Origin of the sequence: Streptomyces sp. NBC_00247, from assembly GCF_036188265.1 — a bacterium.
In the GTDB taxonomy this organism is placed as follows: Bacteria; Actinomycetota; Actinomycetes; order Streptomycetales; family Streptomycetaceae; genus Streptomyces.
The window spans coordinates 4,335,390-4,351,468 of sequence record NZ_CP108093.1 but is presented as its reverse complement, the minus strand read 5'-3'; the positions used below and the strand labels follow the sequence as shown (position 1 = coordinate 4,351,468).

Annotated in this window: 12 protein-coding genes; 7 read left to right on the top strand and 5 right to left on the bottom strand. The window is 72.6% G+C overall.

Going from position 1 to position 16,079, the window contains the following annotated elements:
- Positions 1 to 812 precede the first annotated feature (812 nt).
- Entirely contained in the window at positions 813 to 1,076 is a 264-nt protein-coding gene (locus tag OHT52_RS18860) for a WhiB family transcriptional regulator (RefSeq protein ID WP_003968728.1), read from the bottom strand.
- 787 nt (positions 1,077 to 1,863) lie between these two features.
- Between OHT52_RS18860 and OHT52_RS18855 the strand changes: the two genes are divergently transcribed.
- From OHT52_RS18855 to OHT52_RS18845, 3 genes are all read left to right on the top strand, one after another.
- The gene (locus tag OHT52_RS18855; RefSeq protein WP_328721363.1) at positions 1,864 to 2,364 is read left to right on the top strand and encodes a cysteine dioxygenase; all 501 of its coding nucleotides are present in this window, start codon (positions 1,864 to 1,866) and stop codon (positions 2,362 to 2,364) included.
- Positions 2,365 to 2,543: 179 nt separating this feature from the next.
- Complete coding sequence (gene cofD, locus OHT52_RS18850; RefSeq protein ID WP_328721362.1) at positions 2,544 to 3,500, top strand: 2-phospho-L-lactate transferase; 957 nt, start codon at positions 2,544 to 2,546, stop codon at positions 3,498 to 3,500.
- Positions 3,497 to 4,831 carry a coenzyme F420-0:L-glutamate ligase gene (locus OHT52_RS18845; RefSeq protein ID WP_328721361.1) on the top strand — a complete coding sequence of 445 codons (1,335 nt, stop codon included), beginning with the start codon at positions 3,497 to 3,499 and terminating at the stop codon, positions 4,829 to 4,831. The genes cofD and OHT52_RS18845 overlap by 4 nt, the downstream gene beginning before the upstream one ends.
- A gap of 25 nt (positions 4,832 to 4,856) precedes the next feature.
- Here OHT52_RS18845 and OHT52_RS18840 read toward each other — a convergent pair whose 3' ends face one another.
- The 3 genes from OHT52_RS18840 to OHT52_RS18830 form a co-directional block, all read right to left on the bottom strand.
- Positions 4,857 to 5,876, bottom strand: a complete 1,020-nt coding sequence (locus tag OHT52_RS18840; RefSeq protein ID WP_328721360.1) for a DNA-3-methyladenine glycosylase family protein — start codon at positions 5,874 to 5,876, stop codon at positions 4,857 to 4,859.
- A 203-nt stretch (positions 5,877 to 6,079) separates the two neighbouring features.
- Positions 6,080 to 7,171 (bottom strand): NDP-sugar synthase, encoded by a 1,092-nt coding sequence (locus OHT52_RS18835; protein WP_328721359.1) that lies wholly within the window; start codon positions 7,169 to 7,171, stop codon positions 6,080 to 6,082.
- A gap of 81 nt (positions 7,172 to 7,252) precedes the next feature.
- Entirely contained in the window at positions 7,253 to 8,674 is a 1,422-nt protein-coding gene (locus OHT52_RS18830; RefSeq protein WP_328721358.1) for a peptidoglycan recognition protein family protein, read from the bottom strand.
- 138 nt (positions 8,675 to 8,812) lie between these two features.
- Here OHT52_RS18830 and OHT52_RS18825 point away from each other — a divergent pair, with 138 nt between their 5' ends.
- The 4 genes from OHT52_RS18825 to OHT52_RS18810 all read left to right on the top strand — a co-directional run bounded on the left by OHT52_RS18825 (position 8,813) and on the right by OHT52_RS18810 (position 14,872).
- A complete protein-coding gene (locus OHT52_RS18825; RefSeq protein ID WP_328721357.1) occupies positions 8,813 to 9,565 on the top strand; it encodes a TIGR03089 family protein in 753 nt (250 codons plus the stop codon).
- Between the two features lie 156 nt (positions 9,566 to 9,721).
- Positions 9,722 to 11,062, top strand: a complete 1,341-nt coding sequence (locus OHT52_RS18820; RefSeq protein WP_328721356.1) for an LCP family protein — start codon at positions 9,722 to 9,724, stop codon at positions 11,060 to 11,062.
- Between the two features lie 224 nt (positions 11,063 to 11,286).
- Positions 11,287 to 13,077, top strand: a complete 1,791-nt coding sequence (locus OHT52_RS18815; protein ID WP_328721355.1) for an LCP family protein — start codon at positions 11,287 to 11,289, stop codon at positions 13,075 to 13,077.
- A gap of 49 nt (positions 13,078 to 13,126) precedes the next feature.
- The gene (locus OHT52_RS18810) at positions 13,127 to 14,872 is read left to right on the top strand and encodes an LCP family protein (RefSeq protein WP_328721354.1); all 1,746 of its coding nucleotides are present in this window, start codon (positions 13,127 to 13,129) and stop codon (positions 14,870 to 14,872) included.
- A gap of 68 nt (positions 14,873 to 14,940) precedes the next feature.
- Here OHT52_RS18810 and OHT52_RS18805 read toward each other — a convergent pair whose 3' ends face one another.
- On the bottom strand, positions 14,941 to 15,963 hold the full coding sequence (locus tag OHT52_RS18805; RefSeq protein ID WP_328721353.1) for a glycosyltransferase family 2 protein: 1,023 nt from the start codon (positions 15,961 to 15,963) through the stop codon (positions 14,941 to 14,943).
- Positions 15,964 to 16,079: the final 116 nt, after the last annotated feature.

Here is a 16,079-nt window from a genome sequence, read left to right as displayed (position 1 = left end):
CGGGCCCTCCGGCCGGGTTCCGGGGGCGTTCCCCCCGGTGAGGCTGCATCGGTGTACACGCGCGCCCCGGGAGGGCGTTGGCGTGTCTCGGACGGGGCCCCACACTAACGGTACGGATCGCGGGCGTTGGCGCCGAGCGGGTGAACCCCGGCCGCACCCCGCAGGGTAGAGCGCGTCGCGAAAGCAGCGCCGTCCGCCCGGAGGGCGGGTCCGGCGGCGTCCGGTGCGTGCGATCGCGCGGCGGAGGGACACCCCGATACCGGACGCGTCGGGGTGATCCCGACAACGCGGCGAGCGTGCGTGCCGGGCGTCGCCGGCAACACGCTTTGAGGGCTGTCCCGCCAGGAACCCCGGGACGGCCCTGAGGGGGCCGCGCGGGCGGCGACCGCGGAGACCTGGCCCGCCCGGCGCGGATCTCCGCACTCCCCGTACCCCCGGCGGTACGCAGGTTCACGGGGCGCCGCGACGGGTGCGGGCGGCGGTTCCCGGTGCGGGTGCGGCCACGCCGATGGCCCGTGGTCCGGACCCTGGGGGGAAGGGCCGGGGCCACGGGCCATCGGGCTGGTCCGGGGTTCCCGCGGGGCCGCACGGACGTGAGGGGCGCGGGGGCCGCGTGGAGAGGACGGCCGTACGGAGGCGACGGCCGGGTGGCCCGCCCGGTGCGGTGGAAGCAGCGCGGTGGGAGCAGCGCAGTGGGAGCAGCGCAGTGGAGATGTCGTGATGGTGCGGTTCGCGCGACCGGCTCGTCGGGTCGACCGCTCGTCAGGTCCGCCCGCCGGATCGGAGGACACGGGCCCTCGGAGCCGTACCGGTCAGATCGCGGCCTTCTTCAGGCGCCGCCGCTCCCGCTCGGAGAGCCCGCCCCAGATGCCGAACCGCTCGTCGTTCGACAGGGCGTACTCCAGGCATTCGGAACGGACTTCGCAGGCGAGGCAGACCTTCTTGGCCTCCCGGGTCGATCCGCCCTTCTCCGGGAAGAAGGACTCGGGATCGGTCTGGGCGCACAGCGCGCGCTCCTGCCAGCCGAGTTCCTCGTCCGCGTCCTCGACCAGCAGTTGCTGGAACAGCTCGGTCATGTGCGCCCCTCGTCTGTCTCTTACGTCCCCGTGACGTGACCGTCACTCTCCGTGCGGCCGAACAACACGAGTGAAATTACAAGTGTGTAGCTCTGGGCCGGTCAAGCGAGCTTCTGCTATTGGCCCCGGTATTCACTCTGCGGAACCAAACATACGCGGAAAGTTATCAAACCACCAAAAACCTGACATATGCCTAGAGCCCAACCACCCCGCTCCCCCCGACCAGTGAGACGAACGGGGCGTGCGGGCCGGTTCGATTCGATCACCGAAGCGACCAAGATCACAGACGAGTCACAGACTGTCAGCAAGGTTTGAGCGCCCGGATGATGCGCCACCTGTCCTGCCCCGTCGGTGCACAAACCTTTCTTCAGCGCCGGCGACCGGAAGGGGTGAAACATTGCCGCCAAATGGGACGCCGAGTTGACAGCGCGGGTAACGAGCCGGTCTCCTTGTCACCATGCCAGCGACCGTCGCGATGTACGCCACCCACGTCCGTGGGTTCCGCACCGCTGTCCAGGCCCGCTGTTGCTGTTCCAGCTGTCGCTGCTGTTGATGCCCTCGCGGCTCCGGCTCCGATCAGCGCTCCCGCTCTGAATCCGGGTTCCCGCTTCCCCTCCGCGCCCCTCACGGGCACGGTCGGCGAGCCGGACGCCACGGGCCTCCAGCACCGCGCCCCCGGGCGCCCCGCGCAGGAAACCGCCGTACCGGCGTGTCCGCCCGGGCCCCCGCGCACCACCACCGAGTCGCACCCCCACGCGCACCACCGATGCCGAGGACCACCGCATCCATGAACAACGACAGCGACCTGCAGATCGCCGGCGACCTCCTGGAGGTCCAGCACCTGCTCCTGCCGCCGAAGCAACACCCCACCACCGTGGCCGAGTTCGCCGGTCTGGCCCGATCCATCGCCGCCGACCGCACCCAGTGGGCCCCGCTCGTCCAGTACGACACCACCACCCGCTGGTACCACCGGCTGCGCACCGGCCCCGGGTACGAGGTCTGGCTGCTCAGCTGGGTCCCCGGACAGGGCAGCGGGCGCCACGACCACGGCCAGTCGTCCGGCGTACTCACCGTGCTGGAAGGCGAGTTGACCGAGCACACCGAGCGCGGGACCCGGCGCATCGGCGCCGACGGCCAGCACGTCTTCGCCCCCGGGTACGTCCACGAGGTGGTCAACGACTCCCTCACGCCCGCCGTCAGCCTGCACGTGTACTTCCCCGGCCTCACCGAGATGCCGATGCACACCGCCCGGTGCGCCCCGGCCGCCCTCGACGCCGTACCGGCCTGAGGAACACCGCCCCGAGGAGTGCCGGCCCGGGGAACCACCCCCCGAGCACTCCTCCCCGGCCTGACAGCCCACCCGTCGCCCACCACCGCCCCGCAGCGGATCAGGCTCCGCCTGAGAGCCCCACCCGTCGCCCGCCACCACCCCACAGAGGATCAGGCTCCGCCTGACAGACTGGTGGCATGCGCATTGTGGTTCTGGCCGGCGGTATCGGTGGTGCTCGTTTCCTGCGTGGCCTCAAACAGGCCGCACCCGACGCGGAGATCACCGTCATCGGCAACACCGGCGACGACATCCATCTGTTCGGGCTGAAGGTCTGCCCCGACCTCGACACCGTGATGTACACCCTCGGCGGGGGCATCAACGAGGAACAGGGCTGGGGGCGCACCGACGAGAGCTTCCACCTCAAGGAGGAGCTCGCGGCCTACGGCGTGGGCCCGGACTGGTTCGGGCTGGGCGACCGCGACTTCGCGACCCATGTGGTCCGTACCCAGATGCTGGGCGCGGGCTTCCCGCTCAGCGCGGTCACCGAGGCCCTCTGCGACCGCTGGCAGCCGGGGGTCCGGCTGCTGCCGATGTCCGACGACCGGGTCGAGACGCACGTGGCCGTGGAGATCGACGGCGAGACCAAGGCCATCCATTTCCAGGAGTACTGGGTGCGGCTGCGGGCGTCCGTCCCGGCGCGGGCGATCGTGCCGGTCGGCGCGGAGCAGTCCAAGCCCGCCCCGGGCGTGCTGGAAGCCATCGCGGCGGCCGACGTCATCGTCTTCCCGCCGTCGAACCCGGTGGTGTCCATCGGCACGATCCTGGCGGTGCCCGGCATCCGGGAGGCCATCGCCGAGGCCGGTGTGCCGGTCGTCGGTCTCTCTCCCATCGTGGGGGACGCCCCGGTGCGCGGGATGGCCGACAAGGTGCTGGCCGCGGTGGGTGTGGAGTCGACGGCGGCCGCGGTGGCCGAGCACTACGGCTCCGGGCTGCTGGACGGGTGGCTGGTGGACACCGTGGACGCCGGTGCGGTGGACGCGGTGGAGTCGGCGGGCATCCGCTGCCGCGCGGTGCCGCTGATGATGACGGACGTCGACGCGACGGCCGAGATGGCCCGTCAGGCGCTGACGCTGGCCGAGGAGGTACGGGCGTGAGCACGGCGGATGCGCCCGCGTACCGGGTGTGGGCGCTGCCCGGACTGCCCGAGGTGCGGGCGGGGGACGACCTCGCCAAGCTGATCGCCGCCGCCGAGCCGGGGCTGGCCGACGGCGACGTGCTGCTCGTCACCTCGAAGATCGTCTCCAAGGCCGAGGGCCGGATCATGGAGGCGACCGACCGCGAGTCGGCGATCGACGCGGAGACCGTACGCGTGGTGGCGCGGCGCGGCACCCTGCGCATCGTCGAGAACCGGCAGGGTCTGGTGATGGCCGCCGCCGGGGTGGACGCCTCGAACACCCCCGCCGGGACGGTGCTGTTGCTGCCCGAGGACCCGGACCGTTCGGCCCGGGCGATCCGGGACGGGCTGCGGGACACACTGGGCGTGGAGGTCGGCGTCGTCGTCACGGACACCTTCGGGCGGCCGTGGCGGGCGGGGCTGACGGACGTGGCGATCGGCGCGGCCGGGGTGCGGGTCCTGGACGACCTGCGGGGCGGTACGGACGCGTACGGCAATCCGCTGAGCGCGACGGTGGTCGCCACCGCCGACGAGCTGGCCGCCGCGGGCGACCTGGTGAAGGGCAAGGCGGCCGGGCTGCCGGTCGCGGTGGTGCGCGGGCTCGGGCACGTGGTCGCCCGGGCCGGCGGACCGGACGGCGACCCGGACGAGCCCGCGGGTGCGCGTGCGCTGGTGCGGGTCGCCGCCGACGACATGTTCCGGCTCGGTACGTCCGAGGCGGTCCGGGAGGCGGTGACGCTCCGGCGCACCGTCCGCGAGTTCACCGGCGATCCGGTGGACCCGGGGGCGGTCCGGCGGGCGGTGGCCGCGGCGGTGACCGCCCCGGCGCCGCACCACACGACGCCCTGGCGGTTCGTGCTGCTGGAGTCGCAGGAGTCGCGGACCCGGCTGCTCGACGCGATGCGGGACGCCTGGATCGCCGATCTGCGGCGCGACGGGAAGAGCGAGGAGTCGATCCGGAAGCGGGTGCGCCGGGGCGACGTACTGCGCTCGGCGCCGTACCTGGCGGTCCCGTGCCTGGTGATGGACGGTTCGCACACCTACGGGGACGAGCGCCGGGACACCGCGGAGCGCGAGATGTTCGTGGTCGCGGCCGGGGCCGGGGTGCAGAACTTCCTGGTGGCGCTGGCGGGCGAGCAGCTCGGTTCGGCGTGGGTGTCCTCGACGATGTTCTGCCGGTCCGTGGTGCGCGAGGTGCTGGATCTGCCCGGATCCTGGGACCCGCTGGGTGCGGTGGCCATCGGCCGCCCGGCGACGGCGCCGCGCGAGCGGGCCGCCCGGGACGCGGAGGACTTCCTCACGGTGCGCTGACGCGGGACGCCGAGGCGCCCGGGCCTCAGAGCGGCGCGATGTCGCCCGGGGTCATCCGGGGGCCGCGGCGGGGTCGGCTCACGCCCGAGAGCAGGATCAGCCGGGTCGCGCGGTGGCGCTGGCCCGCGTAGGGGGCGAGCAGCTCCAGCATCCGGGTGTCGTCGGCGTGCCGGTCGTCGGCGAGGGCGTGGCCGACGATGCCCGGCAGGTGGTAGTCGCCGGTGGTGACCGCGTCCGGGGCGCCGTTGGACCGCTGGAGGGTCTCGGCGGAGGTCCAGGGGCCGATGCCGGGGACCAGTTCCAGCCGGGCCTTCGCCTCGGGCAGCTCCATGTCGGCCGCCTCCTCCAGCCGGCGGGCCACCCGTACCGCGCGCATGACGGTGTCCGAACGCTTGGCGTCGACGCCGGCCCGGTGCCACTCCCAGGACGGCACCAGCGCCCAGGCGCGCGGGTCCGGCATGACGTGCAGCCCGAGCCCGGCGGTGGGGCCGGGGGCGGGGGTGCCGTGCCGGCGCACCAGGAGCCGCCAGGCGCGGTAGGCCTCGGTGGTGGTGACCTTCTGTTCGAGGATCGACGGGATCAGGGACTCCATCACCAGTCCGGTGCGCAGCAGGCGCAGCCCGGGGCGGCTGTGCCGGGCGAGGGCGAGCAGCCGGTGGCGGGGTTCGAAGGCGTCCGGGTCGTCGCCCGCCCCGAGCAGGTCGGGCAGCTGGTCGAGGAGCCAGTCGGCGCCGGGCCCCCAGGCGGTCGCCGCGACCCGGCCTCCGGGCGCCGCGCGGACGCGGAGGGTGCCGGGGCCCGCCGGGGTGCGGGTGGCCCGCCAGAAGCTGCCGTCGTCGGTCGTACGGAAGGTGGGGTCGCCGACCCCGCGCCGCAGGGGTCCGAGGACCAGGCGGAGGTCGAGCGGGCCCGGCGGGGTCCACTCCCGCGTCAGCGGGGCCTCGACGGGGGCGGGCCCGTCGGTGGCCGCTCCCCCGCGCGCGGTGGCCGGTGACTGCCGGGGCAGGCCGGTGCGCGCGGTGCGGGGGGCGAAGCGTCCTGCCACGGGTCGGCGTCCTCGGGTGGTTCGGCGGGTGCGGGGGCCCTTCCGAGGGTACGGCTCCGGGGAGCCCGGGGGCCCCGGACCGCCGGGCCCCGAGACGTACCTCACCGGCTCGGCCGCCTCACCGACCGGCGTACCCCGCCGGTCTGGCCGTCCCCCCGACCGGCGTACCCCACCGGCCCGCGCGCCTCACTCGTCCGCGCGCCTCACTCGTCCGAGGAGAAGCGGACCGACCCGTCCGGGAGGACCGCGTCGCACCAGACGCGGACGCCGTCGCGGAGCTCGTTGTCGGCGCCGACCCGGGCGCCGTCGCCGATGACCGCACCGGTCAGCACTGTGCGGCTGCCGATCCGCGCGCCGGCTCCGACGAGGGAGTCGGTGATGATCGCGCCGGGTTCGACCACCGCGTCGGCGAGTACCGCCGAGCCGGTGATCCGGGCGCCCTCGCCGATCACCGCGCGCTCGCCTACGACCGTGCCGCCGCTGAGCTTGGCGTCCGGGGCGACCCGCGCGTCCGCCAGTACCAGGCGTTCGCCGCAGCGGCCCGGGACGGCCGGGGAGGGCGCACGGCCGAGGACGAGGTCGGCGGAGCCGCGTACGAACGCCTGCGGGGTGCCGAGGTCGAGCCAGTACGTGGAGTCGACCATGCCCTGGAGGTGGGCGCCCGAGGCGAGCAGTCCCGGGAAGGTCTCGCGTTCCACGGAGACCGGCCGGTCGGCGGGGATCGAGTCGATGACCGAGCGGCGGAAGATGTACGCCCCCGCGTTGATCTGGTCGGTGACGATCTCCTCGGGTGTCTGCGGCTTCTCCAGGAAGGCGGTGACCCTGCCCGAGGCGTCGGTGGGGACGAGGCCGAACGCACGCGGGTCCTGGACCCGGGTGAGGTGCAGCGAGACGTCCGCGCCGGATGCGGTGTGCGCGGTCACCAGGGCCCGGATGTCCAGGCCGGTGAGGATGTCGCCGTTGAAGATGAGCACCGGCTCGTCGGGGCCCGAGGTGAGCTTGTGGGCGACGTTGCGTATCGCGCCGCCGGTGCCCAGCGGTTCCCGCTCGGTGACGTACTCGATGTGCAGGCCGAGGTCCGAGCCGTCACCGAAGTGCGGCTCGAACACCTCGGCCAGGTAGGACGTCGCCAGCACGATGTGCTCGACGCCGGCCGCCCGCGCGCGGGCCAGCTGGTGGGTGAGGAAGGGGACTCCCGCCGCCGGCACCATCGGCTTCGGGGTGCGGACCGTGAGGGGACGGAGCCGGGTGCCCTTCCCACCGACCAGGAGGATCGCTTCTCTTGCCTCTGTCACGGCGTCTGTTCTCTGCTTCCTGCCGGGGGCCGGGCCTCGTTCGGCTGGCCAGTGTATGCAGACCCGTCGGCCCGGCCCCGGTCAGCGCCCCTGGAGGCGGGCCGAGGTGGTCCGGGTCGTGCCGAGCTTCTTGTAGAGACGTGCGCCGGGGCATTCGGTTGCGAATCCGTCGCGGTGCCCGGAAATGGCGTTCATCTTGACCGAACTGCCCTTCTTGTACCTGTTGCCGCCGCCGGAGACGAGGGTGACGGTTCCCTTCGGGTTGATGCCGAAGAGTCCGAGCTTCCACGCGGTGAGCTTGGCGACGGCGTTCACCGCCGCGGTGGGCGGATTGGTGCTGGCGTAGCTGCCGAGCACCGCGATGCCCATGGTCTTGCTGTTGAAGCCGAGCGTGTGCGCGCCGAGGACCGCCCTGGTGACACCGCCGGCCCGGCCCTCGTAGATGTTTCCGCACTTGTCGACGGCGAAGTTGTAGCCGATGTCCCGCCAGCCGTTGCTCTTGACGTGGTAGCGGTAGATGCCGCGCAGGATGGAGGCCGACTGGGAGCAGGTGTAGTTGTTCCCGGTGGCGCTGTGGTGGACGAAGGCCGCCTTCACCGTCGTGGTGTACGCGAACTGACTCTCGCGCAGTTTCTCGTCCGCGCCCCACCCCTTGCGGGTGATGATGCCCGGGCGGGGGCCGATGTACGGCTTCGCGGCGGCGACCGCCGACCCGGCCCGGGGCGCGTCCGCCCCCTGGTCGGCCTCGGGTGCGGCCGGGAGCCCCAGCCCGCGGGCCTGCGCGTCGGCGATCGTCTGGGCGCGGCTGAGCGCGGGCAGCACGGCGACGTCGGCGGTGTCCGTGTCGGGCGGGACGGTCGTGCCCGTACCCGTCCCGCCGGTCCCGTCCGTCGCCGTCGTGCCGGCCGCCGGCTGCGCGCCCGGAACCGTGCTCGCGGTGGCGGGCGGGTCCGCGCCGGGGTCGACGAGTTCCAGGCGAAGCCCCTTCGGGAGGACGGCGGGCTCGGCGGCTCGGCCGAACAGGTCGGTGATCGTGGGCCGGACCCGCACCTCGACCGCGTCGGACGCGCCGACCCAGAGCGGAGCGGTCGCGCCGCGGACGGAGGCCGCGTCGCCCTCGGGGGTGCCGGGTTCCGCCGCGTGCTCGTCGTTGTGCGTCTCGACTGCCTGCCAGCCGGACCAGCGGGCGGTGGCGGTGGCGCGGGTCCGGACCTCGACCGTGCCGGGCAGCTCGGTCGCCGCGTCGTCCCAGACGACGCCGAGGAGGGAGAAGGGCTCGACTTCCCTGGGAGTGAGGCCCTGCGCGGCGGTGGCGGCCGTCTCCCCTGCGGCCCGGTTCTCCGCGAGCGGAGCGAGCGGCAGGGACTGCGTCGAGCCGGGCGGGTCGGCGGCCGGGGTCGCCGATGCCCGCGCCACCGGGAGCGCGGGGGTGGGCGCGGCGAGCGAGAGGGTGAGTGCGGCCGCACAGGTGACGCCGATCGTTGCGGCGTGGAGAGTACGCATGTCATTGATCCTCAAATAGGCTGATACGCCCGGCCACTCGACAGGCGCCCCGGTGCCCTGACGGCCCGTCTGCCGAACGGTGGCCCGGCGTACCGGTTCACGGACCGCCCGGGGCCGGTGCCGCGTACCCTTGCGCGGATGAACGCCAGCGACCGCACCCCTGCCGACCTGCTGCGATCCGCGCTCCTTACGGACCCGGCCCGCCCCCTGGTCACTTTCTACGACGACGCCACCGGCGAGCGCGTCGAACTTTCGGTCGCCACCTTCGCCAATTGGGTGGCCAAGACCGCCAATCTCCTCCAGGGCGACCTGGCCGCCGAACCCGGTGACCGGCTCGCCCTGCTGCTCCCGGCGCACTGGCAGACGGCCGTCTGGCTCCTCGCCTGTTCCTCGGTCGGCGTGGTCGCCGAGGTGGGTGGCGACCCGGCGGCGGCCGATCTCGTGGTGACCGGCCCGGACACGCTGGAGCGCGCCCGCGCCTGTCGGGGCGAGCGCGTCGCCCTGGCACTGCGCCCGCTGGGCGGCCGCTTCCCCGTCGCGCCCGACGGGTTCGCCGACTACGCGGTCGAGGTGCCGGGCCAGGGCGACCGGTTCGCCCCCTACCGGCCGGTGGACCCGGACGCCCCCGCGCTCGTCGTGGACGGGACGGAGCTGACGGGTGCGCAGCTCGTCGCCCGCGCCCGCGAGGACGCGGCCGGGCTGGGGCTCGCGCCCGGTTCCCGCCTGCTGTCGGGACGCTCGTACGACGGCTGGGACGGGCTCGCCGCCGGGCTCTGGGCGCCGCTGGCGTCGGGCGGTTCGGTGGTGCTCTGCCGCCACCTCGGGCAGCTGGACGAGGACGGGCTGGCGAAGCGGGTGGAGAGCGAGCGGGTCACCCACCGCGCGGTCTGACCGGCGGACCCGGTCCGCCCCGCCGGGCGGGCGGCGCGGTATGAAAAGCGCTGCGAGGGTCACTCGTCCGGCCCCTCGCGGGCCCGGTCCCCCGGGGCTGGGCGGCGGCTCGGGTACATCATCGGCGGTACCGACCACCCGAGGATGGACGCAGCCGTGACCGACAGCGCTGGCACGCCGGCCGACCCCGATCCCGCCCCGGACTCCGGCCGCCAGGACGATGCCGGGGCCGGTACACGGGACGACGGGTCGCCGGGCGGATCGCCGGACCCGAACGGATCGCCGGACGGCGGGCCGGACGAGAGCCGTGCGCGGGACGACGCCCCCGGGCCGGGCACCTGGGCGGAACGCCCCAGGGCCGGGCGGCCGGGCGGCCGCAAGCGTCACTGGGTGCGCTGGACGGCCGTGGGCGCGGCGCTCGTCGTCCTGGTCGCGGCGGGCGCGGGCTGGTGGCTGTACCGGAAGCTGAACGGCAACATCCGCACGGACACCGCCGCGGAGGCCGAGCTGCGGGCGTACGAACGCGAACGGCCCACCGCCCTCGTGACGGACGCCCAGAACATCCTGCTCATCGGCTCCGACAGCCGGGCCGGGGACAACCGGAAGTACGGCCGCGACGACGGTGGGCGGCAGCGCTCGGACACGGTGATCCTGCTGCATCTCGCGGCTGACCGGAAGAGCGCCACCGCCGTGTCGGTGCCCAGGGACCTGATGGTGGAGATCCCCAGCTGCCACGGCTCGGGCGGCAAGGCGACCGGTGCGATGAACGCCCAGTTCAACTGGGCGTTCGAGATCGGCGGCACGGCCTGCACGGTCCGGACCGTGGAGCTGATGACGAAGATCCGCGTCGACCACCACGTGGTGGTGGACTTCAGCGGGTTCAAGGACATGGTCGACGCGGTGGACGGGGTGCGGATCTGCGTCAGGGAGCCCATCGACGACCCGGCGGCCCACCTGAAGCTCGCCGCCGGGCAGCGCACCCTCGACGGCGAGCAGGCGCTCGGATACGTCCGCGCCCGCAAGTCGCTCGGCGACGGCAGCGACACCGAGCGGATGGACAGGCAGCAGCAATTCCTCGCCGCCTTGGTGAACAAGGTGCGGAGCAATGGCGTCCTGCTCAATCCGGCCCGGCTCTACCCCGTGCTCGACGCGGCCACGAAGTCGCTGACGACGGACGCCGGCCTGGACTCGCTGCGGGACCTCTACGGTCTGGTCCGCGGCATGCGGAACGTGCCCACGGACAAGGTGCAGTTCCTGACCGTCCCGCGCCGCCCCTACCGCCAGAACCCCAATCGGGACGAATTGGTGCAACCGGATGCCGACAAGCTCTTCGGGCAACTACGCGAAGACACCCCGGTAACGGTCGTACCGGCCAAGAATTCGGGCAGCGGAGCCGCCCCGCGGAAAAGGGCCGGCACGACCGCCGATGCCGCCAGGGCGACTCCGAACCCCACTTACTCGGGCACGAATGCTGCGGATGACCTGTGTAAGGGGTAAAGCAATTCTCAAGCGGAACGGAACAATCGGCTCGGAATGAGTGGAATGCCCGGTTGTAGGGAGCGTGGAATGTGTCACGCCCGTCCGTGGAGCCCGGAACGGGCGGATAGTGTGACGCGATCCAGTGCGTCCAGCCTTCCGGCCACGCACTTCTGGAACGCAGATTTGAAGCGCCTTTTCGGGGGAGGCGCCTCGCGTGGCACCGACGGAGGACCCAGGCGACCGTGGATGCGCAAAGCCGTGGACGGGCGGACGATATCGACCCCGCGGACCAGTGGGTACTGAACCCGCAGACGGGCAATTACGAACTGCGACTGAGCGACTCCGAAGAGCATTCTCCGGCGGTGGGCGACAGCCCGCGAGTTCCGCGCGGGAGAAGCGAATCGGCTGCCGGAGAACCCCGCCCGGGCGGTCGTCGCCGGGCCCCGTCCCCGGAATCCGGTGAAGAGGACACCCCGCCCCGGGACGACAGGGTGCCGGGCCAGCGCAGCCGCCGGGCCGGCGGAAACCGGCGGCCCGCCGAGCCGGAGGCCCCTGCGGGCCGCCGCAAGCGCAAGGCGAAGAAGAGCGGCAAGCGCACGTTCCTGCTGTGGACGAGCGGGGTGACGGCGTTCCTGGTCGTCGCGGGGGCGGGCGGCGCGTACGCCCTCTACCGGCACTTCAACGGCAACATAGGCACGGTCGACGTGGGCAGCGCCGGCAACAAGAACGTCACCAGCCCGGGCCCGATGAACATCCTGATCATCGGTACCGACAAGAGGACCGGCGAGGGCAACGAGGGCTACGGCGACGCCGGAAGCGTCGGCCACGCCGACACCAACATCCTCTTCCACGTCTCGGCGGACCGGACCAACGCGACCGCGCTCAGCATCCCGCGCGACCTGGTCATGGACATCCCCGACTGCGAGACGAAGCAGGCCGACGGCACCACGAAGGTCATCCCAGGGACCGAGAACGAGCGCTTCAACACCAGTCTGGGCCAGGAGGGCCGTGACCCCGGCTGCACCATGCGCACCGTGAAGGAGCTCACCGGCCTGTCGGTCGACCACTTCATGATGGTCGACTTCAACGCGGTCAAGGAACTCTCCACGGCGGTCGGCGGTGTGACCGTCTGCATGGCCAAGCCGATCAACGACTCCAAGTCCCACCTCAAGCTGCCGAAGGGCGAGTCGAAGGTTGAGGGCGAGACGGCCCTGGCCCTGCTGCGGACCCGGCACAGCTTCGGCAACGAGAGCGACCTGGACCGGATCAAGGTCCAGCAGCAGTTCCTCGGCTCGATGATCCGGCAGATGAAGTCGGACGACACCCTGACGAGCCCCACGAAGCTCTTCAAGCTCGCCAACGCGGCCACCAAGGCGCTGACGGTCGACTCCGGCATCGGTTCGGTCGCGAAGCTGACCACCCTCGCCAAGGAGCTCGCCAAGGTCGACGCCAAGAACATCACCTTCACCACGGTGCCGGTCATAGACAACCCGGACGAGCCCACCCCGGTCACCGTGGTCGTCCATCCGACCAAGGCCGAGCAGCTCTTCGAGACGATGCGCCAGGACGTCTCCCTCACCGAGGTGGCGGCGCAGAAGAAGGCCGCCGCCGCGAAGGAGAAGAGCGCGCAGGAAGCCCTGCTCGACGGGGCGCGGGCGAAGGCCGCCGACGTACGGGTGGACGTGTACAACGGCGGGGACATCGACGGCGCGGCCGGAGCCACCGTCAGCTGGCTCCAGCTCGAAAAAGGTGTGCTGAAGTCCACCAACAAGGCCAACGCGCCTGCCAAGACCGAGAAGACGACGCTCGCGTACGCGCCCGACCAGGCGGACCAGGCCCGGACGCTCGCCGACATGATGGGGCTGCCCGCATCGGCCCTGAAGCAGGGCACCGAGGACGCCGAGGGGCTGGAAGCGATGACGCTGACGCTCGGCGCCGACTTCAAGGGGGCCGGGGTGGCCGTCGACGCGCCCGCCGCGGCGCCCACCGACATTCAGAGGGCCAGCGCCGACAAGGCGGTGTGCAGCGAGTGAAACCCGTTCGCCACGCCACCGCGAGAGTCTGAGCAGCAGGGGGGTCCCGTTGGGACAGAACAGCACGCCCGAGGAGGGGACGCGCGGTCGCGTCCCCCAGGCCGATCAACTCGGCTGGGACGACAGTCTCTACGCCGGCGGGGAAACGGCGAGCGGCACGGGAGCGGAGAACGGCACGGAGGAGGGCGGGAAGCCGGACGGCGAAGCCGCCGGGGACGGGAAGCCGGGGGACGGCAGCGGGGGTGCCGTCTCCGGCCCCCGGCGGCCCCGGGAGGGCGACGGCGGCCCGCCCGGGCGCGCGCCGGGGAAGGGCAAGCGGCGCGTCCTGCGCTGGGTCTCCTCGGTGCTCGCGCTGCTCATACTCGGTACCGGGGCGGCCGGTTATCTGTACTACAGGCACCTGGACAACAACATCAAGAAGGAGACCCTGACCCTCGGCGACAAGAAGATGACCGAGCACAAGGCCAACGCCGCCGGTCAGACTCCGCTCAACATCCTGCTCATCGGTTCCGACGCCCGTGACACCGCGGAGAACCAGAAGCTGGGCGGCGCGAAGGAGACCTTCAACGGCACGCCGCTCGCGGACGTGCAGATGCTGCTCCACCTCTCGGCGGACCGGACCAACCTGTCGGTGGTCAGCATGCCGCGCGACACCATGCTGAAGATGCCCAAGTGCACGGACCCGAAGACCGGCAAGGTCTACGAGGCGTCCACCTCGCTGGTCATGACCAACACGAGTCTGGGGCGCGGCGGTCCGGGCTGCACGGTCGCCGCCTGGTACGAGCTGACCGGCATCACCATCGATCACTTCATGATGATCGACTTCTCCGGCGTGGTGTCGATGGCCGACGCCGTCGGGGGCGTACCCGTCTGCGTCGACGCCAACATCTACTCCCACAACGCGGAAGGCTCCGGTTCGGGCCTCCGCCTGAAGGAGGGCACCACCCCGGTCATGGGGAAGCAGGCCCTCCAGTGGCTGCGCACCCGGTACGGCTTCGGGGGCAACACCGACCTGGACCGGGCACAGGCGCAGCACCAGTACCTGAACTCGATGGTCCGCGAGCTCCGCACGGGCACCAAGCTGACCGACCCGGGGAAGCTGATGAGCCTGGCCGAGGCGGCGAGCAACGCGCTCACGCTCGACACGGGCCTCGACATGAAGAAGCTGTACGACCTGGCCGGGGAGCTCAAGAAGGTCCCGACCAAGCGGATCACGATGACCACCATGCCGAACGTCTACGCCACGGGGGCGCTCGAAGGCCGGGTCCTCCCGAAGCCGGGCGACGCCGAGCAGCTGTTCCGGATGGTGCGCGACGACGTCCCGCTCGACGGCAAGGCGTCCAAGCCCGCGGCGACGGCCTCGCCCACGCCCACGGACCCGTCCGCGCCGGTCGACGAGATCGCCGTGGCGGTGCGCAACGCGACGGCCACCGACTCCCAGGGGCCGGCCTCCGGCCGGGCCGGTGACGTACGGGACCTGCTCAAGGACGCGGGCTTCACGCGGGCCACCCTCGACTCCTCGGACATCACCGGCTCGGCGCGGACCGGGGTCCTGTACCCGAGCGCGGACCTGGAGGGCGACGCCCAGGCGGTCGCCAAGGCGCTGGGCATCCCGGTGTCCCTGGTGAAGAAGTCGACCGACGTGTCGGGGATCTCCCTGGCGATCGGTGCCGACTGGCGCGACGGGGGCAGCTACCCCGCCGGGCAGGACGACAAGACCCCCGAGTCGGCGCAGGCCCTCAACGGCGAGGACGAGGGAGCCTGCATGAAGGTGAACCCGAACTACACCTGGTAGCCCGGGTCCGTACGTACGAGGGAGGGGCTCCACCGCGACGGTGGAGCCCCTCCCTCGTACGGCCGGTGTCAGACGGTCTGCCCGCTCAGCGACGGGCGGCGGCCGGCGATGACCCGCTTGGCCAGCGAACGCGGGCTGGTGAGGAAGCCGTACCCCCACGACATGTGCATGGTGGCGAGCGCGACCGGGATCTGTGCGCGGGCCTTGAGCGACAGTCCCTTGCCCGCGGGGAGCGAGCCGGCGGTGATGGCGGCGGCGTAGGCCGCCGGGACCAGGAACGCCCAGGGGGTGACCGCCGCGCCGACGACGATGCCCGCCGCGATGGCGCAGACGGCGGTCGGCGGGGCGAGGTAGCGCAGGTTGATCGAGCCGGAGTGGTAGCGGGCGACGACGTGCCGCCAGCGGCCGTAGTCCTTGTACTGCTTGGCGAGCGCCCGTACGGAGGGGCGGGGGCGGTACTGGACCTTCAGTTCGGGCGAGAACCAGATCAGCCCGCCGGCCTCGCGGATGCGGAAGTTCAGCTCCCAGTCCTGGGCCCGGATGAACTCGACGTTGTACCCCTCGGCCTTCTCCAGCGCCTCGCGGCGGAAGACGCCGAGGTACACGGTCTCGGCGGGGCCGGCCTGGCCGCCGGTGTGGAACGCGGCGTTGCCGACGCCGATCTTCGAGGTCATCGCGGCGGCGACGGCGTCCTCCCAGGCGTTCTCGCCCTCGGCGTGCATGATGCCGCCGACGTTCTGCGCGCCGGTCTCCTCCAGGAGGCGGACTGCGGTGGCGATGTAGTCCGGGGAGAGCATGCCGTGCCCGTCGACCCGCACCACGATCGGGTGATGTGAGGCCGCGATGGCGGCGTTGAGGGCGGCGGGGGTGCGGCCGGTCGGGTTGGGGACGGTGTGGACGCGGGAATCCTCGCGCACCAGCTCGGCGGCGATCTCGTCGGTGCGGTCCGTGGACGGCCCGAGCGCGATCACCACCTCCATCTCCCCGGCGTACTCCTGTTCCAGGATGTGCCGGACCGAGTTCCTCAGGTGCCGCTCCTCGTCGAGCACCGGCATGATCACTGAGACGGCGGGGTAGTGCGCGGCAGACATGTGGTCCTCGGGGTGTCCTCGGGGGGCGCCGGGCTCCTGGTCGCACCACGGGAGACGGCGGTTGTTCGGCTGGTGGTGCGCGCCGCCACGTTACCGCTTACGGGGGACACCGGCGC